The organism is Nonomuraea sp. NPDC001699, assembly GCF_053596455.1.
In genome coordinates, this window is the sequence record NZ_JBSFGF010000006.1 from 448,331 (window position 1) to 465,577 (window position 17,247).

At 70.7% G+C, this 17,247-nt stretch carries 16 protein-coding genes; 8 read left to right on the forward strand and 8 right to left on the reverse strand.

Annotated elements, in window-relative coordinates:
- Positions 1-18: 18 nt before the first annotated feature.
- From ACWCSU_RS21370 to ACWCSU_RS21380, 3 genes are read left to right on the forward strand one after another with little or no spacing between them, the layout of a single operon-like run.
- Complete coding sequence (locus tag ACWCSU_RS21370; protein WP_449936934.1) at positions 19-1,449, forward strand: MFS transporter; 1,431 nt, start codon at positions 19-21, stop codon at positions 1,447-1,449.
- 35 nt (positions 1,450-1,484) lie between these two features.
- Entirely contained in the window at positions 1,485-1,910 is a 426-nt protein-coding gene (locus tag ACWCSU_RS21375) for an acyl-CoA thioesterase (RefSeq protein WP_397041084.1), read from the forward strand.
- A gap of 50 nt (positions 1,911-1,960) precedes the next feature.
- Positions 1,961-3,115 carry an MFS transporter gene (locus tag ACWCSU_RS21380; protein WP_449937036.1) on the forward strand — a complete coding sequence of 385 codons (1,155 nt, stop codon included), beginning with the start codon at positions 1,961-1,963 and terminating at the stop codon, positions 3,113-3,115.
- Here the strand turns inward: ACWCSU_RS21380 and ACWCSU_RS21385 are convergent.
- The 4 genes from ACWCSU_RS21385 to ACWCSU_RS21400 form a co-directional block, all read right to left on the reverse strand.
- A complete protein-coding gene (locus tag ACWCSU_RS21385; RefSeq protein WP_364092270.1) occupies positions 3,110-4,618 on the reverse strand; it encodes a glycoside hydrolase family 13 protein in 1,509 nt (502 codons plus the stop codon). The two genes, ACWCSU_RS21380 and ACWCSU_RS21385, sit on opposite strands and share 6 nt — an antisense overlap.
- Positions 4,619-4,634: 16 nt before the next feature.
- Positions 4,635-5,015, reverse strand: coding sequence for a globin (locus ACWCSU_RS21390; RefSeq protein WP_185844744.1), 381 nt, complete (start codon positions 5,013-5,015; stop codon positions 4,635-4,637).
- Positions 5,016-5,073: 58 nt separating this feature from the next.
- Complete coding sequence (locus ACWCSU_RS21395) at positions 5,074-5,961, reverse strand: mechanosensitive ion channel family protein (protein WP_449936941.1); 888 nt, start codon at positions 5,959-5,961, stop codon at positions 5,074-5,076.
- A gap of 544 nt (positions 5,962-6,505) precedes the next feature.
- Positions 6,506-6,790 carry a hypothetical protein gene (locus ACWCSU_RS21400; RefSeq protein ID WP_357705137.1) on the reverse strand — a complete coding sequence of 95 codons (285 nt, stop codon included), beginning with the start codon at positions 6,788-6,790 and terminating at the stop codon, positions 6,506-6,508.
- 272 nt (positions 6,791-7,062) lie between these two features.
- Here ACWCSU_RS21400 and ACWCSU_RS21405 point away from each other — a divergent pair, with 272 nt between their 5' ends.
- The 5 genes from ACWCSU_RS21405 (at position 7,063) to ACWCSU_RS21425 (ending at position 13,268) form a co-directional block, all read left to right on the forward strand.
- The gene (locus tag ACWCSU_RS21405) at positions 7,063-8,613 is read left to right on the forward strand and encodes an XRE family transcriptional regulator (RefSeq protein WP_364092276.1); all 1,551 of its coding nucleotides are present in this window, start codon (positions 7,063-7,065) and stop codon (positions 8,611-8,613) included.
- Entirely contained in the window at positions 8,610-9,098 is a 489-nt protein-coding gene (locus ACWCSU_RS21410) for a GNAT family N-acetyltransferase (RefSeq protein WP_357705141.1), read from the forward strand. Before ACWCSU_RS21405 ends, ACWCSU_RS21410 begins: the two co-directional genes overlap by 4 nt.
- A gap of 444 nt (positions 9,099-9,542) precedes the next feature.
- Complete coding sequence (locus ACWCSU_RS21415) at positions 9,543-10,763, forward strand: DMT family transporter (protein ID WP_449936945.1); 1,221 nt, start codon at positions 9,543-9,545, stop codon at positions 10,761-10,763.
- 196 nt (positions 10,764-10,959) lie between these two features.
- Complete coding sequence (locus ACWCSU_RS21420; protein WP_449936947.1) at positions 10,960-12,660, forward strand: tetratricopeptide repeat protein; 1,701 nt, start codon at positions 10,960-10,962, stop codon at positions 12,658-12,660.
- Between the two features lie 155 nt (positions 12,661-12,815).
- On the forward strand, positions 12,816-13,268 hold the full coding sequence (locus tag ACWCSU_RS21425; protein WP_449936949.1) for a hypothetical protein: 453 nt from the start codon (positions 12,816-12,818) through the stop codon (positions 13,266-13,268).
- Positions 13,269-13,281: 13 nt separating this feature from the next.
- Here the strand turns inward: ACWCSU_RS21425 and ACWCSU_RS21430 are convergent, their stop codons facing one another.
- From ACWCSU_RS21430 to ACWCSU_RS21445, 4 genes are read right to left on the reverse strand one after another with little or no spacing between them, the layout of a single operon-like run.
- Positions 13,282-14,301 carry an ABC transporter ATP-binding protein gene (locus ACWCSU_RS21430; protein WP_449936951.1) on the reverse strand — a complete coding sequence of 340 codons (1,020 nt, stop codon included), beginning with the start codon at positions 14,299-14,301 and terminating at the stop codon, positions 13,282-13,284.
- Positions 14,298-15,122: an ABC transporter permease gene (locus tag ACWCSU_RS21435; protein WP_357705151.1), complete on the reverse strand. Its 825-nt coding sequence runs from the start codon at positions 15,120-15,122 to the stop codon at positions 14,298-14,300. The genes ACWCSU_RS21430 and ACWCSU_RS21435 overlap by 4 nt, the downstream gene beginning before the upstream one ends.
- Positions 15,119-16,021 carry an ABC transporter permease gene (locus tag ACWCSU_RS21440; protein WP_449936953.1) on the reverse strand — a complete coding sequence of 301 codons (903 nt, stop codon included), beginning with the start codon at positions 16,019-16,021 and terminating at the stop codon, positions 15,119-15,121. Before ACWCSU_RS21440 ends, ACWCSU_RS21435 begins: the two co-directional genes overlap by 4 nt.
- Complete coding sequence (locus ACWCSU_RS21445) at positions 16,018-17,103, reverse strand: extracellular solute-binding protein (protein WP_449936956.1); 1,086 nt, start codon at positions 17,101-17,103, stop codon at positions 16,018-16,020. The genes ACWCSU_RS21440 and ACWCSU_RS21445 overlap by 4 nt, the downstream gene beginning before the upstream one ends.
- Positions 17,104-17,247: the final 144 nt, after the last annotated feature.

Sequence of the window (17,247 nt, forward strand, 5' to 3'; positions counted from 1 at the left end):
AGAAAGGACAGGCCCTTGGTGACGACGACCACCGAATCCGTCGGCCACGCCTGGCGCACGCTCTCGGTCGTGAGCCTGGCCAGCGTGCTGACCGGGTTAGGCGGCAGCTCGATCAACGTCGCGCTGCCCGAGATCGCCCGGCACACCGGGGCCGACGCCACGGCCGCGGGCTGGATCCTGCTGGGCTTCCAGTTGACCACGACCGTCCTCATGGTGGTATTCGGTCGTCTGGCCGACATGTTCGGCAGGCGCAGGATGTACCTGCTCGGGCTGGCCATCTACACCGCGGCCGCCCTGCTCGCCGGGTTCGCGCCCGGCGCGTGGGTGATCGTGGCCATGCGGGTCGTGCAGGCCGTCGGCGCCGCGATGTTGCTCACCAACAGCGCCGCCCTGGTCAGCGACGCCTTCCCGCGCGAGCGGCTGGGCGAGGGCATGGGCGTCTACGTGGCCTCCTTCTCCATCGCCGGGCTGATCGGCCCGACGCTCGGCGGTGTGCTCGCCTCGAACCTGGGCTGGCGCTGGGTGTTCTGGTTCAACGTGCCCATCGGCGTGATCTGCCTGGTGTGGGGTGCGGTCACGCTGCGGCGGACCGAGCCGGCCGGGCGCGAGCGCGGGCTCGACCTGCCGGGCAGCGTGTTCGTGCTGGTCACGCTGGGCGGGCTGCTGCTGGCGTTGTCGGAGTTCGGCAGGCTGGGCTGGGGGCATCCGGCGGTCCTGGCCGGGCTCGGCGCGTTCGCCGTGGGGCTGCCGCTGTTCGTGGCCAGGGAGCGGCGGGCCGCTCATCCCGTCGTGGACCTGCGGCTGTTCCACGACCGCGCCTTCGCCTTCGGCACGCTCGCCTCCTTCCTCAACGCCGTGGCGCGCATGGGCATGGTCTTCCTCGTCGCGCTCTACTTCCAGGCCGTGCGGGGGGACGATCCCGTACAGGCCGGGTTGAAGGTGCTGCCGCTGGCGGTGGCGGCCATGGCCGCGTCGGTGGCGTCGGGGTTCCTCCAGCGGCTGACCAGCGCGCGCACCCTGGCGGTGGCCGGGGCCGCCACCACGACCTGCGGGCTGCTGGTGCTGCTGGCCACGATGTCGGCGAGCACGCCGTACGCGGCGGTGACCGCCGGGCTGGTGCTCATCGGGCTCGGCTCGGGCGTCTTCCTGCCCTCCAACACCACCGCCATCCTGGACGGCCTGCCCTCCGACCGCCTCGGCATCGTCAACGCCATGCGCCTCATGCTCCAGAACACCGGCAACGTGGTCGGCACCGGCCTGGTGCTGTCGATCATCACCGCGCCCCTCCCCGCCGCGCTGCACCAGCGCGTCTTCGCCGGGACGCTCTCGCAGGTCTCCGGGGAGGCGGTCGGCGAGCTGGTGACCGGCTACCGCTGGGCGCTCACCTGCATGGCCTCGATCTCGGTGCTGACCGTGCTGGCCTGCCTGGCCCGCCGCAAGGCCCGGTGACCGGCGGACCGGACGGTACGGGTACCGTGGCGGACGTGGCAGAACCCTCCTCGGCGCATCGGCACGTCTTCCCCCGCATGGTCAGATTCGCCGACATCGACTCCCAAGGGCATGTGAACAACGTGCGCTTCCTCGACTACCTGGAGGACGCCCGCTTCGGCATGTTCGCGATCGATCCGGTGCGGGCGGGCGAGGCGCCCTTCGGAGGGCTCGTGGTGACCCGCCACGAGATCGACTACCGGCGGCCGCTCGGCCTGCGCCCCGACCCGGTCAGGGTCGAGACCTGGGTCACCGGGATCAGACCGGTCCGCTTCACCCTGTCCTACGAGATCCGCGACGACGACGAGATCTACGTGACCGCCACCTCGGTGATCGTGGCCTACGACGTCGAACGGGCCGCGCCGCGCCGGCTCACCGAGGACGAGCTGGTCGTGCTCAAGCGCTACGCGGCCGAGGGCTGACCGCCCTGGAACCGCAGCCGCCCGCCGGCCCCGGCAGGAAGCGCTGGTTGATGCTCGCGTTGGGCGTCAACGCCCACGCGAGCGTCACCTTAGGACTCTTCGGCCTGCCGCTCGTCATGCCGGAAATCGAGCGACATTTCGGGGTTCCGCTGGCGGTGGCCGGAATCATTGGGAACGCTCCGGGAATCGGGGTTCTGATCGCGCTCGTCGCCTGGGGTGCGCTGGCCGACCGGCACGGCGAGCGTCTCGTGCTCGGCATCGGCGTGAGCCTGGCGGCCGTGCTGCTCGCCGCCGTGGCCTTCGCCGGGCCGGCCTGGGCGGTGATCGCGCTGCTGGCGCTGGCGGGCGCGGCCGGCTCGGCGGCCATGGTCGGCGGCGGCCGGATCGTGCTGCGCTGGTTCCAGCCGCCCGAGCGCGGGGTCGCCATGGGCCTGCGGCAGGTCTCCTACACCCTCGGCATGGCCGTCGCGGCGTTCGTGCTGCCGCCGGTCGCGCGGGCGCACGGGTTGCCCGGCGTGCTGCTGGTCTGCTCCGCCGTGAGCCTGCTGGCCGCCGTCCTGGCCGGGCTGTTCCTGGCCGAGCCGCCGCACTCGATCTCCGGGGGGAGCGCTGAGCAGGCGCGCTCGCCGTACCGGCAGCCGGCGCTCTGGCGGGTGCACGCGACCAGCGGGCTGCACGCGGTCCCGCAGATCGTGGTCAGCACGTACGGCGTCACCTGCCTCGTCGGCCTGTACGGCTGGGACGCCGTGGCGGCCGGCCAGCTCTTCGGCCTGTCGGCCGTGGCCGGGGCCGTGGTCCGCGTGGCCGTGGGCCGCTGGTCGGACCGGGTCGGCCTGCGGATGCGTCCCCTGCTGCTGCTCACCTGCGCCTGCCTGGCCGTTCTCGCCCTGCTGGTCGTGGGCACGGCGACGGACAGCCTGCTCGGCCCGGCGGCGCTCGCGACGGCGTCGGTGCTCACCGTGTCCGGCAACGGGCTGGCCTACCTGAGGGCGGGCGAGCTGGCCGGACCCGCCTGGGCGGGCAAGGTGCTCGGCACCCACAACACCGTCCAGAACGTCGTCGCCCTGGCGGTGACCCCGCTGGCCGGAGCGCTGATCACCGGGACGGGGTACTGGGCGGCGTACGCGGCGGGCCTGGCCTGCGCGCTGCTCTCGCTGCCCGTCATCCCCGTCCGCGGCGAGCAGCGGGCCGGCCTTCGCTCATGACTCCCGGCGCAGCCACACGGCGGTGTCCGGCGGCAGCGTCCCCGCCTGGACCGGGCCGCTGGACAGCAGCACCGCGTCGTGCGCCGGCAGCCGTACGGCCTCCGTGCCGCAGTTGATCGCGCAGATCAGCGGGCCCCGGGAGAAGAAAAGTGCTCCTTCGGGGGAATCCAGCCACTCCAAGGTGTAAGGAATGTCCCCCGCCAGCTCGCGGCGGCAGGCCAGGGCGCGGCGGTAGAACTCCAGCGTCGAGTCCGCGTCGCCCTCCTGCTTCTCGGCCGTCAGTTCGGCGAAGGAGGACGGCTGCGGCAGCCACGGCCGCACGCCGGGCGGCGAGAACCCGTAGGAGGGGGACTCCGCCGACCACGGCAGCGGCACCCGGCAGCCGTCGCGGCCGGGCAGCTTGCCCTCCGACTGGACGAACACCGGGTCCTGCCTGGCCTCGTCCGGCAGGTCGGTCACCTCGGGCAGGCCCAGTTCCTCGCCCTGGTAGAGGTAGGCCGAGCCGGGCAGCGCCAGCATCGTGAGCAGCGCCGCCCTGGCCCGCGCCAGGCCCGTGCCGGGATCGGCGGTCCCGTAGCGGGTGCGATGGCGTACGACGTCGTGGTTGGACAGCACCCAGGTGGCGTACGGCACCGAGGCCAGGGTGTCGTCGATCACCTTCTTGAACGCGGTCGGCGACCAGGGCGCCTGGAGCCAGGCGAAGTTGAAGCTCTGGTGCAGCTCGTCGGGCCGCACGTAGAGGGCGAGGTCCTCGGCGCTGTCGGTCCAGACCTCGCCGACGGCCATGCGCTCGCCCGGGTAGCCGTCGAGCACCTTGCGCCAGTCGCGGTAGACGCCGTGCACCTCGGGCTGCCCCCAGACCGGCGAGACCGACTTGAACGACTGGTCGCCGACGTCCGGCAGCCCCTCGGCCTTGTACAGGCCCATCGCGACGTCGATGCGGAACCCGTCGACGCCCTTGTCCAGCCAGAACCGCAGGACGTCGAGGAACTCCGCGTGCACCTCGGGGTTGCGCCAGTTGAAGTCGGGCTGGGCGGGGGCGAACAGGTGCAGGTACCACTGCCCGTCGGGGGTCTGGGTCCACGCCGGGCCGCCGAACGTGGACTGCCAGTTGTTGATCGTGTCGCGGAAGAGATAACGGTCGCGGCCCTCGCCCCGCAGCGCGGCCTGGAACCAGGGATGCTCGGAGGAGCTGTGGTTGGGGACGACGTCCACGAGCACCTTCAGCCCGTGCCCGTGGGCCTCGGCCACCAGCGCGTCGAAGTCGGCCAGCGTGCCGAACAGCGGGTCGACGCCGCGGTAGTCCGCCACGTCGTAACCGCCGTCGGCCATCGGGGACGGGTAGAACGGCGTCAGCCAGATGGCGTCGACCCCCAGCCTCCTCAGGTACGGAATCCGTTCCCGTACCCCGGCCAGGTCGCCGACGCCGTCTCCGGAGGCGTCGGCGAAGCTGCGAACGTAGATCTCGTAGACGACGGCATCGCGCCACCAGGGGATATCCATGTGGGCGTCATGCCCGTTATGTCGGCGAGTTCACCAAGCTCTGGGCCGCGTACACCAGATAGTCCCAAAGTCGGGTCGCCTGCTCCTCGGGCAGGTCGAGCGAGTCGACCGCGTCACGCATGTGCCGCAGCCAGGCGTCGCGCTCGGCCTCCCCGATCACGAACGGCACATGGCGCATGCGCAGCCGGGGATGGCCGCGCTCCTGGCTGTAGGTGTTGGGGCCGCCCCAATACTGGATCAGGAATCCACGCAGCCGGTCTTCGGCGCCCGTCAGGTCGGGCTCGGGGTAGAGCGGCCGCAGCAGCGGGTCTTCCGCGACACCTTCGTAGAAACGGTGGACAAGGCGGCGGAAGGTCTCCTCGCCGCCTACGGCGTCGTAGAAGGAGGTCTCAGTCACGCTCTCAGCCTACGGTCGGCCGCGTTCGGCGGCCAACCGCAGGTGGCAGGGGCGGCGCCTATGCGTGGGCGACCATGGGGATGCCGGCCGAGTCGAGGGCGGACTTCACCCTGAGCCGGATCTCCCGGGCGACCTCGGCCTGGTGGGAGGGCAGCGTTTTGGCGGTGATGCGGAACACCAGGGCGCTGTCGGAGAGCTGCTCCACGCCGTACACCTGAGGCTGCTCCACGATCACGCTCTCGCGGAACTCGGGGTCGGCCCAGATCTCCTCGGCCACGATCTCCAGCACCGCGCGTACGGCGGTGATGTCGGCGTCGTAGGCCACCGGGACGTCGAAGTAGGCCCGCGACCAGCCCTGCGACTCGTTGCCGACGCGGGTGATCGTGCCGTTGCGCACGTACCAGACGCGGCCGTCGGCGTCGCGCAGCCGGGTGACGCGCAGGGTGACCGCCTCGACGGTGCCGACGGCGGCGCCCGCGTCGATCACGTCGCCCACGCCGTACTGGTCCTCCAGCAGCATGAACATGCCGGCGATGAAGTCCTTCACCAGCTCCTGGGCGCCGAAGCCGATCGCGACGCCCAGGATGCCGACGCTGGTCAGCAGGGGAGCGATGGGGATCGTCAGCCGGTCGAGCACGGTCAGGATGGCGGTGCCGAGGACGACGATGGAGGCGATGTGCTTGAGCACCGAGCCCATGGTCTCGGCCCGCTGCTTGCGGCGCTCGTGCAGCAGCGCGTCGATGCCGTCGGTGGCGGCGTTGCGGCGGAACCTGTTGGCGAGCGAGCCGCCGGTGGCCGCCCGGGTCACCACCTTCGTGATCACACGGTGCGAGATGTTCCGCACGACGAACCCGAAGACCAGGATCAGGACGATGGTGATCAAGCTCGCCAGCAACGGCGCCCACGATACGTTGCCCAGCCAGTCGACCAGGGGACCACAGATCACTGTGTCACCTTGACAGGCTTGCGCCATCTGCGAGCTCACTTTGTCCAAGTCCTGCACGAGCGACGACTCCGTCGGCGCGGGCGTCGGTGATGGCCCCGATGTCACCAACAGGAACACTGGGTGGATTCCCCCTCAGGAAGCGGTTCGGTCAGCGGCAAATCAGTCCAATTGGATCTAAAAATACCGCTGACCGAACCGGCCGCCGTCACATCACGCCGGGGAAGACGGGGTCGCCAGGTCTCTGGGCCGCGGAGGGAGAGACCGGACGCTCCGATGACGGACGGCTCGGACGGGCCACGCACCCGGAAGCGTGTCCCGTTCCGGTTCCAAGGGGGGAGGTGATCCCCCCGGCACCCGGCGGGGGCACCCGCCGGGCTGTCCTGCGCGCACGGGCACCCGCCCGCGCGAAAGGGCCGGAACCGGCGGGACGATCAGGGGCCCGGGAACCCGGACGCCCTCCGCACCGATCGTCCCGCCGGCCCCGCGAGGCCGCCGTGGGGACGGTGACCCGTGGTGGCTGCGCTCCACCCGGATCACCGCGTCGTCACTCTCCCACCGCGGCGAGCACGCGTGCGACCTTGGTCGCGGCACCGGCCGGGTCGTCGGCCGTGTGCATGGGTTCGCCCCAGGACCAGCAGTACCACCAGTCGGGAAGGTCCGAGGCGTTCGCCGGGCGGCAGGTGACGTTCTCGGACAGGCTCGTCGCCTTCGGGTTGATGACGCGTACGAACTGCCGGCCGCTCTGGGTCTGGACCACTCGTGCGAGCAGACCGCGAGCGCCGAGCTCGGATACGAGGCGCTGCAGATGTCCGTTCTTGTCGTCCGTCACCTTCTCGTCCTCCCTGGGAATCGTTGCTGGTGGGCCAAACATGGCTCAAGTCAACAGCACACGCAACGCCACTGTGGTGATCACAGGGAGTGGCTATTCCCTCGTGGGTTGTAAGAAACGACCCCTCGGAGGACGATCCTTAACCGTAGGCTTGATGAGCACGTTTTCAAACGGTCCTCACTGCCTCATAGTCATCTCTAGGCGAAGAGCTACCTGAGGGCTACGCTGAGTCACCAGTCTTGACGGGTCGAGACATCGGGAGAGGGGCCGGGATGTCCGGCAGGCAGCACAGGGAAACGGAGATAGCCCGGCGGGTCAGGGCCAAGGGCCTTGCCACCGGGCGCACCTCCGCCCAGATAGCTGAAGAGATCCACGAAGCGTGCTCACCACAGTTCAGCACGACCCGCATCAAAGCGCACCGCCTGTCCTACGGCATCGCACTCGCGGACGTGATCGAACAGGTGCGCGCGTTGTTCGAGCGCGACGCCAAGGCGCCGCCGGGCATCGGCGAGACGTTGCTGTCGGCGTACGAGAGCGGGCTCAAGCGCCCGGGTCCCGAATACCTGCACTACCTGTGCACGGTCTACCGGGTAGAGCCCATCGAGCTCGGCTTCGACGGCCCCTGCATCTGCGGCCACGGCCACCGCATGCCGGGCGCGCTCGCCGAGATCACCCAGCGCATGGGGTCGGCGTCGCTCCCTCGCGACCTGGTCCTGCAACCGGTGACCGTCGAGGCCGACGCCCAGGAGGACGAGAACATCCTGCGGCGCACGTTGTTAAATCTGCTCGACACCGACGTCTCGTTCAAGCAGCAGTTCGACGGGGCGATGCTGGGCGCGTGCGAGGGCATCCGGCGGCGGATGGACCAGACGCTGGTCTCGGCCACCGTCTCGGGCGGGATGCTCGACCAGTGGGAGGAGGCGACGCTCGCCTTCGGCCGCCAGTACACCACGACGCCCCCGTTGCGGCTGCTGTGCGACGTGCTGCTGGAGCTGAGCGCGGTCCGTACGGCGCTGTCCCAGCGGCAGCCGATCGACCTTCAGGACCGGCTGTGCCGCATGGCCGCGCAGCTGGCCGGCCTGAGCGGCATGGTGATGATCAATCTCGGCGACCACCGGCTGGCCCGGTCGTTCTTCCGCACCGGCCGCATCGCCGCCGACGAGACCGGCGACCGTGCGCTGCGGGCGTGGATCACGGCCAGGGAGTCGCTCGTACCCCTCTACTACGGCGACGCCCGCGAAGCCCTCAACCTCGCCAAGAAGAGCCGTGACCTGGCGGGCACCGTTCCGTGCGTGGCCCAGGCGATGGCGCCGGTCGTCGAGGCGCGGGCCCTGGCCATGCTCTCGGGCACCGACAGCAAGAAAGAGGTGGTCGACCAGGCCAAACGGGCGCTGGCCAGGGCCAGGAGCGCTTTCGCGCACATGAAGAGCGAGGAGCAGGAGGACATGGCCTTCGGCTACACCGAGAAACAGCTCTACTTCTACCAGGGCGACGTGCTCACCAAGCTCGGCCAGACCATCGAGGCCGAGGTGGTGCTCGACCAGGCGCTCGGCAAGTACGAGGACCACATCCTTGACCAGACCCTGATCAGGCTCGACCAGGCCCAGTGCCGCCTCCTGGAGGGCGACGTCGACGAAGCCCTTCAAATCGGTACGAAAGCCTTGCGTGCTTTGGGGGATGAATACCTTACGGACCTCATCATCCGCCCGGCGCTCGCTCTGGAGCAGGCGATCATGAAAAAGGTCGACAAACATCACATGCTGGCCGAATTCAGCGCCGAGTTGCGTCGAAGGTCGGCCCAGAAGGAAGGGAGCGGTGGATGACGTTGAAGATCCGGCGGTACCGCTGGTCCGATCTCGACACCATCCTCGCGCTACACCGGATCTGCCTCGCCGAGGTGGGCCTCCACCCCGGCGACGGCGTCTACTACGACGACGACTTCCCCCGCATCCAGGAGATCTACCTGGCCTGCGGAGGTGACTTCATCGTCGGCGAGACCGGCTCACGGGTGGTCGCCATGGGCGGCCTGAAACCCGTCGACCGGGAGACCGCCGAGGTGTGCAGGCTCAGGGTGCATCCCGAGTTCCAGCGGCGCGGCTACGGCGGCGCCATGCTCTCGGCCCTCGAAGACCGCGCCTTGGAGCTCGGCTTCAGCAGCCTGCGCGGCGACACCACGCTCAACCAGGGGGCGGCCCTCGCGCTCTACGCCCGTCAGGGCTGGCGTGAGCTCTCCCGCTGCCAGGTGGGCGACCTCGTCGTCATCTACGGCGAGAAACGGCTGGCGCGCGCGCCGGCCATGGAGCTCTAGCTCCCACACGTCGAGGGTCCGACGCTTCCGGACCCCGCGGCACGCCCCATCCCCTCCTGGGGCCCTGGCTTGCCCTGGCTCGTTCTCCCTTTCCGTCCCCGCAGGGCTCCTGCGAGCTTTTACGCTCAGGCGTGTCCATCCCGCCTCGCGGCGCTCGCGGAGAGTGACGGCCCCGGGGTGCGGCATCGGTTCGCCCGCACGGTCCGCGTACGCGCCGGCACATCGTGCGAATGGTGAGAACCTCGCCTTACTAGGCAGTAACCGCAGGAAAGAACAGTTTTCGCCGACGCCGGTATGGATGTTTCGGGCCTGCGAGTGAGGCTCTTAACTCCGAGTGGAACAGGAGCCTCACCGGCTTCGTCACGTGCCCTGGCGAATGCTCTTAGTAGTGGCATGCTCTGCTCCATGGCAGTCGTGCCCGCTCCCCGACCCCTCTTGGGAGCCGTGCTTCTGTTGTTCGTCAGCGCCGCTTGGGGGTCGGCGTTCCCGCTGATGAAGGACCTCATTCTCCGGTTACCTGTCGAGGACCTGCTGGCCGAGCGGTACCTCATCGCGGCGGTGACGCTGCTGCTCATCCGGCCTGGCTGCCTTCGGGGGCTGTCGCGCAGGACGTGGGTCAACGGGCTCGTGCTGGGGCTGCTGTTCGGTGTCGGACAGACCGCTCAGGCGCTCGCGCTGCACAGCCTGCCCTCCGCGGTGTCAGGGTTCGCCGTGGGGTGCAGCGTGGTGATCACGCCCGTCCTGGCCCTGGTGATGTTCAGGAGCCGGGCGCCGCGGCGGGTGTGGGCGGGCGTGGTGCTCGCCATGGCCGGGATGACCGTGTTCACGCTGCTGCGCGGGGTCGAGGACCACGAGGTCTCGCTGCTCGCGCTCGGCGTCACGCTCTCGGCCGCGGCGCTCTACTCGGCCCACACGCTCATGCTCGCCGAGCTGTCCAAGAAGGGCGAGCGCTTCCAGGCGTACGCGCTGACCACGATCCAGCTCTTCACCATCGGGCTGCTCACCGGGGGCTTCGCGTTGCGCGGCGGGATCACGCTGCCGTCCAGCCTGCCCGACTGGGCGGTCCTCGCCCATCTGGCCGTGGTGTCGTGCGCCCTGGGCTTCCTGGCCCGCTCGTACGGGCAGAAGCACGTGCCGGCGGTGCCCAGCGCGATCATGATGTCCTCGCAGCCCCTCTGGGTGGCCGCCATCGCGGTCATCTGGTTCCACGAGCAGGTGGGCTGGAGCATGGTGATGGGCGGCGGGCTCATGGCCGCGGCCATGCTGCTGGCCCTGCCCGAGAGGGCCGCCAAGGGAAAAGTGGACCAGCCGGGCAGGCGCGACCTGCTGGCGGTCTCCCGCCGTGCCGCACTGGTGCTGGCCGACCTGCGGGTCAAGCGTGAGGAACGGCTGCCTTTGGAGCCGGGGCCGGCGCCGTTCATCGCCAAGAGCGCGTGCGGGGACGTCGAGTCGTGCCCGTGGAACGCGCACGCGCTGAAGGGCGGCGGCGAGCCGAGCCTGGAGCGGCTGATCGAGCGGGCGACCGCGATCGTCCGCGCCAAGAAGTTGCCGGGGCCCGGCTGCTGCCAGTCCGTCACGCTGGTCGGGCGGTGCCTGTGCACGTTGATGGAGGAATCGGAACAGACGCGGGTCGCGGCGGTCGAACATTGGTTTCGGTCTCAATAGGCTGCGGGACGCGCACAAAAGCCAGGTGCTACTTATTCGTTAAACCACCACCTATTCCCTATAAATCTTGATATCCGGTTGAGTGTCCGAATAATGGGAAATCACACCCATCGGAGAGGCACGTCATGAAGCGCATCGTCGTCCGTAAGCCAGGCACCGCGAGGCTCGCAGGGACCGCAGGCGTCATCCACAAGGGGTGACCGGGGACAGGTCCCACCTCAGCGTCCAGGGCGGGCCACCTGCCCGATGGGGGGCCGTACGGCTGCTGATGCCGGTGATGGACGCGCATCGCCGGCCGCGCGGCCCCTACACCGTGGGCGCCGCCCTGCTGCGCCGTCTGGTGCCGGGCGCGCCGCCCGAGCTGGTCGCGGCGTACGACATCGAGATCCGGGCGGCCGCACCCGAGCTGGCCGCTCAGGTGCCCGCCCGGCGCATGACCATCGACGCGGGGCTGCCCGACGAGGAGCGCATCCTGGTGCCGGCGCCCCGCCGGACGCTGAGGCTGGCCAACGGGATCGCCGAGTTCGTCCGGGCCGCCGTGCCGCCGGGCTCGACGCTCGCGGTGTGCAACGGCGCGCACGCCGACCCGACCGACACCGAACTCCTGGACGTCCTGACCCGGCGCGTCCCGGCCGGCACGCTCACCGTCCTGGTGTACGCCGACGGGCCCGAGCCGCCCCCCGACGAGCGTGCCGCCGACGAGCTGTGGCCCCTGGTGGACCGTTGCATGCGCGAGGGCTTCCTGCACGCCGCGGCCGAGCTGGGCGAGCGGGGCCTGGATCGTACGGAGCCGGGGGAGGCCCGGTGGTGGCGCTTCGCCCAGCGCACCGCCACCGCGCTCGGCGGCCTCGGCCGCGTCCAGGAGGCGCGGGCGCTGTGGGACCACGTACGCGCGGCCAGCCAGGACCCGGTCGTGCACGCCGCCGCCGCGTACGGGACGGCCATGCTCGACGCCCGCCACCCCGACCCCGCGCGGCGCGACCTGGGCCGGGCCCGGCGCTGGATCAACGAGGCCATCGCCATCGCGGGGCTGCTGCCCGACCCCCTGGAACGGGCCTTCAAACTCGGCTTCGACCGCAACGGCCTGGCGCTGATCGAGCTGCGGAACGGACGGCCGCGAGCCGCGCTGTCGCTGGTGGAGTCGGCCATCGAGCTGGCCGCCGAGCTGGGCGACCGGCACCCCGTGCACCGGATGGTGCTGCTGGCCAACCGGGCCCAGCTCCTCGCCGCGCTCGGCCACCCCAAGGAGGCCCTGGAGGACTACACCGCCGCCATCGCCATCGACCCGGCCTTCCCCGACACCTATCTGGAGCGCGGGAACCTGCTGTTCGGGCTGGGGCTGACCGAGGAGGCGCTGGCCGACTACGAACGGGCCATGCGGGCCGGGCCGCCGCTGCCGGAGGCGTACTACAACCGGGCGGAGCTGCGTACCGTGCGGGGTGACGTGGCGGGGGCGCTGGCGGACCTGGGCACGGTGATCGAGCTGGACCCCGCCTACCTGGACGCCTACGTCAACCGCGCCGGGCTGCTGGCGGCGGCGGACCGGGACGAGGAGGCCAGGGCCGACGTCACGGCCGGGCTCGCCCGCGCGCCGGAGAACCCGCACCTGCTCACCGTGCTCGGCCAGTTGGAGACGGCGGCGGGCCGCTTCGAGGAGGCCGCGGCGGCCCTCGACCTGGCCCTGGAACGCGCTCCCGAGCTGGCCGCCGCCTGGGGGAACCGGGGCGTGCTGCGTTACGCCGCGGGCGACGCCGAGGGCGCGGTCGCGGATCTGAGCAGAGCCGTCGAGCTGGACCGGCAGCCCGACCTGTACGCCAACCGCGCCGTCGCCCTGCGCGCCCTGGGCAGAACCGCCGAGGCCGAAGCCGACGAGCTCCGCGCGACCCGCTCCTCCTGACCACGGCCGCTTCGCCTGGCAGCGGCGCGTTCCTCCTGACCACGGCCGCTCGCCTGGCAGTGACGCGTTCCTCCTGAGGGCGGCCGGTTCACCTGGCAAGCGGCCCGTTTCACCTGGCAGCGGTCTGTTCCTTCTGGCGGTGGGACGATTGATGGATGACGGGGCGTATTGGGCGAGCTGCGGGGGTGTGCGGGGCGCTGGGGGTGTTGTGGTGGGCCACCGCCCGGCTGACGTGGGCGGGCGTCGGCTGCGCTGACTGGGACTGCCTGGCCCCGGCCCTCGGCCTCCTCCTGGCGATCAGCCTGGTCATGCTGGCCGGGGCCGCGTACGTGCTGGACCGCGTGGACGTGCGGCCCGCGCCGCGGGCGGCCCTGGTGGCCGCCGGGGCGGCGGTGGCGTTCTGGGCCACCGGGAAGCTGCTGCCGTCGTGGCCGTCCACCGCCGCGCACGCCGTGGGCGCCGCGGTCGTCTTCGCCGGGGCGGGAGCCGTCGCGGCGTTCGTGACCGGGCCGGGGCTCGCGCCGCGCTGGCGGGTGCTGATCGCGCTGACCCTGGCCGCCCTGCCGTGCGGCGTGTTCGCCGTGCTCTGGTTCGGCCTCGGCGGCTGACGACTGGGAGCGGTCAGGCGGGGAACACCTGGACGTGGTCGGCGGCGACCCGCAGGCGCACCTCGTCGCCGGGGGACAGGCCGGCGGCGGCCCTGGACGGCAGGTCGGCGAAGATCACCGAAGGGCCCGCCTGGGCGTACACGCGGGTGGTCGCGCCCAGGAACACCGTCACGTCCACGACCGCCCGAGCCCCCGGGCCGTCCTTGGCCAGCTCGACGTCCTCGGGGCGGAACATGCACAGGACGCGGGGGGCGGGCGCCTCGACGTCGAACGCGCCGCCCGCGGTGACCCGGCCCTCCACCGCGTCGAGTTCGAGGGTGTTGCGGTTGCCGACGAAGCCAGCGGCGAAACGGGTGGAGGGGGCGGTGTAGATCTCGGCGGGCGGCCCGCACTGCTCGATGTCGCCGGCGTTCATCACCGCGACCCGGTCGGAGATCGCCAGCGCCTCGGCCTGGTCGTGGGTGACGAAGACGGTGGTGATGCCGACCTGGTGCTGGATGCGGCGGACCTCGTCGCGCAGGCGGTGGCGTACCTGGGCGTCCAGGGCGGACAGGGGCTCGTCCAGCAGCAGCACCTCGGGGCGGGGGGACAGCGCGCGGGCCAGGGCGACGCGCTGCTGCTGGCCGCCGGAGAGCTGGTTCGGCAGGCGGTCGCCGAGATGGTCGAGCCCGACGAGGTCGAGCATCTCGTCCACGCGGGCCCTGACCTCCTCCTTCGGCCGCTTCCTGACGGTCAGGGGGAAGGCGACGTTGCCGCGTACGGTGAGGTTGGGGAACAGCGCGTACGACTGGAAGACCATGCCGATGGGCCGCTTGCGCACCGGCACGCCCGCCATGTCGGCGCCGCCGATCGTCAGCCGCCCGCCGTCGAACCCGGTCAGGCCCGCGATGCAGCGCAGCAGCGTGGTCTTGCCGCAGCCGGACGGCCCGAGCAGGGCCAGCATCTCACCCTGCTCGACGCTGACGCTCACGCCGTTGAGCGCGGTGTGGCCGGCGTAGCGCTTGGTGATGCGGTCGAGTACGACGTGGCTCATGGAGTGGTGCCCTTCTGGACCGGAGCGGTGGCCATGGACGCGCTCACCCGGCCGCGGCCGAGCCAGACGACCAGCGCGGACAGCGCGAACAGCAGGCCGAAGGTGAAGATGGTGACGACGGCCAGCGCGTTGGGGTCGCCGAGCGTCCGGGAGACGAACTGCCTGGCCGACCAGAGCGGCAGCGTCTCGTAGCTGACGCCGGTGAGGATCTTGGCGAGCGCGAACTCGTTCATGGCGGTCGCGATGACCAGCAGCGCGCCGGAGACCACGCCACCGCGGATCGCCGGGAGGATCACCCTGATCAGGGTGGCGGCGGGCCCGGCGCCGCACGTGGCGGCTGCCTCGCTGAGCCGCACGGCCCCCGCCGCGAGCAGCGAGCTCTCCACCGCCCGGTACATGAACGGGAACGCGATCGCCGCGGTCGCGGCGGCCAGCAGCCAGAAGGTGCCGAACAGCTCGGGCGCGACCGACTTGGTGACGAGCTGGAGGCCCGCGCCGACGACCACCCACGGGATGGCGAACGGGATCACCGAGATCGTCTGGACGATCGACCCGATGCGCGGGTTGTGCACGACCGACCAGTACGCGGCCGGCACGACGAGCACGATCTCGATCACCACGACGACCGCCGAGAGCACGAGCGAGCGGCCGAGCGCGGCCATGACGTCCGGCTTGGCGAACACGCCGGTCCAGTGGGCCAGGGTGTAGCCGTCGGGCAGCGGCGTGTCGGTCCAGCGGGTGGCCACGGAGTACAGCAGGGCGGCCAGCAGCGGCAGCCCGAAGTAGACGGCGAGCAGGCCGAGGAAGACGCGGCGTCTCACAGCCACCTCGCAGCGCGCCTCAGCGAAAGCCGGTAGAGCAGGGTCGCCCCGATGGCCAGGATCATCAGCAGCACCGACAGCACGGCGGCGCGGCCGAGGCCGAACACCGAGGACTCCAGCGTGGTGCCGATCTGCAGGGTGATGAGCTTGGTCGCGCTGGGGGAGGAGCCGATGGCGTACGCGACGGCGTAGACGCCGATCGTCCAGGTGAAGACGAGCAGCCAGCCCGCGATCACGAACGGGGAGAGTACGGGCAGGCCGACGTACCGCCAGAACTGCCATCTGGTGGCGTGGCAGACCGCGGCGGCCTCCTGCCAGTCGTCCTTGAGCACGCTCAGCGCGGGCAGGGTGAGCAGCACGAACATCGGGATGTTGAAGTACAGGTAGACGACGTTCATGCCGTTGAAGGAGCCGAGCGAGGGGAACGGGTTGTCCTCGATCCCGAACAGGCCCTTGAGCACGAGCGTCAGCATGCCGGTCGAGCCGATCAGCGCGACGAAGCCGAAGGCCAGGCCGATGCCGGCGAAGTTCGAGGCGACGTTCATCAGCGACAGCCAGAAGGCCCGGCCGCCGAGGCGCATCCGGGTGATGAGCCAGGCGGCGGGCGCGCCGAGCGCGGTGGCCAGCGTGGCCTGGGTCAGGCCGAGCGCGAGCGAGCCGCCGATGGCCTGGCGGTCCACCGGGTTCCCGGCCACCTTGACGATGTGGTCGAAGCCGTAGCTCCCGTCGGGCAGGGCGAAGGTGTCGTGCAGCAGCCGCAGCGCCGGCAGGACCAGGGTGGCCAGGGTGAACAGCAGCAGCGGCAGGGCCGGGCCCCAGGCGGTGAACAGCTTGCCCGGGGTCCTGCGGCGCGCGGCGGCCGGTGGAGCCGCCACGGACTCCGTGATGTGGGACGTCACGCGAGGACCTTCGCCTCCCAGTCGGCGACGATCTGCTCCGGATTGACCTTCGTGATCTCGATCTCCTTGACCGGCGCGTACGACTCCTCGGGCAGCCAGTTGGCCTTGGCGTCGGCGGGGAGCTGGAGGTCGCCGTTGAGCGCGCGGATCGGCCGGGCGCCGAACTTGGCGAACAGCGTCTGGGCCTCGTCGGAGAGCACGTAGTCGAGCAGGCCCTTGAGGAAGTCGCCCTTGGCGGTGTTGTACTTGTTGATCATCATCCCGGACGGCGACCAGACCGAGCCGTCGGAGGGGATGACCACGTCCACGTTGACGTTCTTGGCCTTCAGGGCGGACTTCTGGGCCAGGCCGTTGAAGTCGTAGTTGATCTGGATGGGGGCCTCGCCCTTCTCCAGGGTCTCCTCGCTCATCTTGACGTCGCTGAGGTTGCCGGCGTCCTTGAGCTTCTTGAAGTAGGTGTAGGCGGGGGTCAGGTCGTCCACCGAGCCGCCGTTGGCGACCGCGGCGGCGACGACCATGGCCTGGCCGGTGCCCGACGAGGCCGGGTTCTTGATGGCGATCTGGCCCTTGTACTCGGGCTTGAGCAGGTCCTGCCAGCTCTTGGGCGGGTTGCTCACCTTGTCGGTGTTGACGACGAACGCGGGCGCGCCCACGAACGTGGCGACCCAGCCGCCCTTGCCCTTCTGCCAGTCCTTGAGCTTGCCCGCCGACGGCGGCAGGTACGCCGGCACCACGCCCTTGGCCTCGGCCACCGGCCCCCACATCAGGCCGATGTCGCTGGCCGTGCCGATCGGGTTGTCCTTCTCGGCGTCGAACTTGACGATCTCCTCCGAGGAGGACATGTCGGTGTCCTTGTGGGCGCAGGCGCCCTGGTACTTGGCGCAGAACGTCTTGACGACCTCGCCGTAGTTGGCCCAGTCGGGGGCCAGGCCGTAGGTCGGCAGGTCCTTGCCCTGGGCGGCGATCTTGCCGGTGTCCGGGGCGGCGGACCAGTCGTATTCACCGGCGCCGGCCGAACTGCCGCACGCGGTGAGGGCGAAAAGGGATGAGGCGGCAATTACCGCCCATGTGCGATGCTTCATATGGACCCTCGGTTAATTCCCGGTAAATTCGACAAGTGCCGTGAGCAGGTCTTTTCCCGGCATGTCTAGTGCAGCGGAACGGTCCGGCCAACGTGTGATTTGCCTATCGCCGCTATAGGCAGACTCATATAACGGCTGCCTATC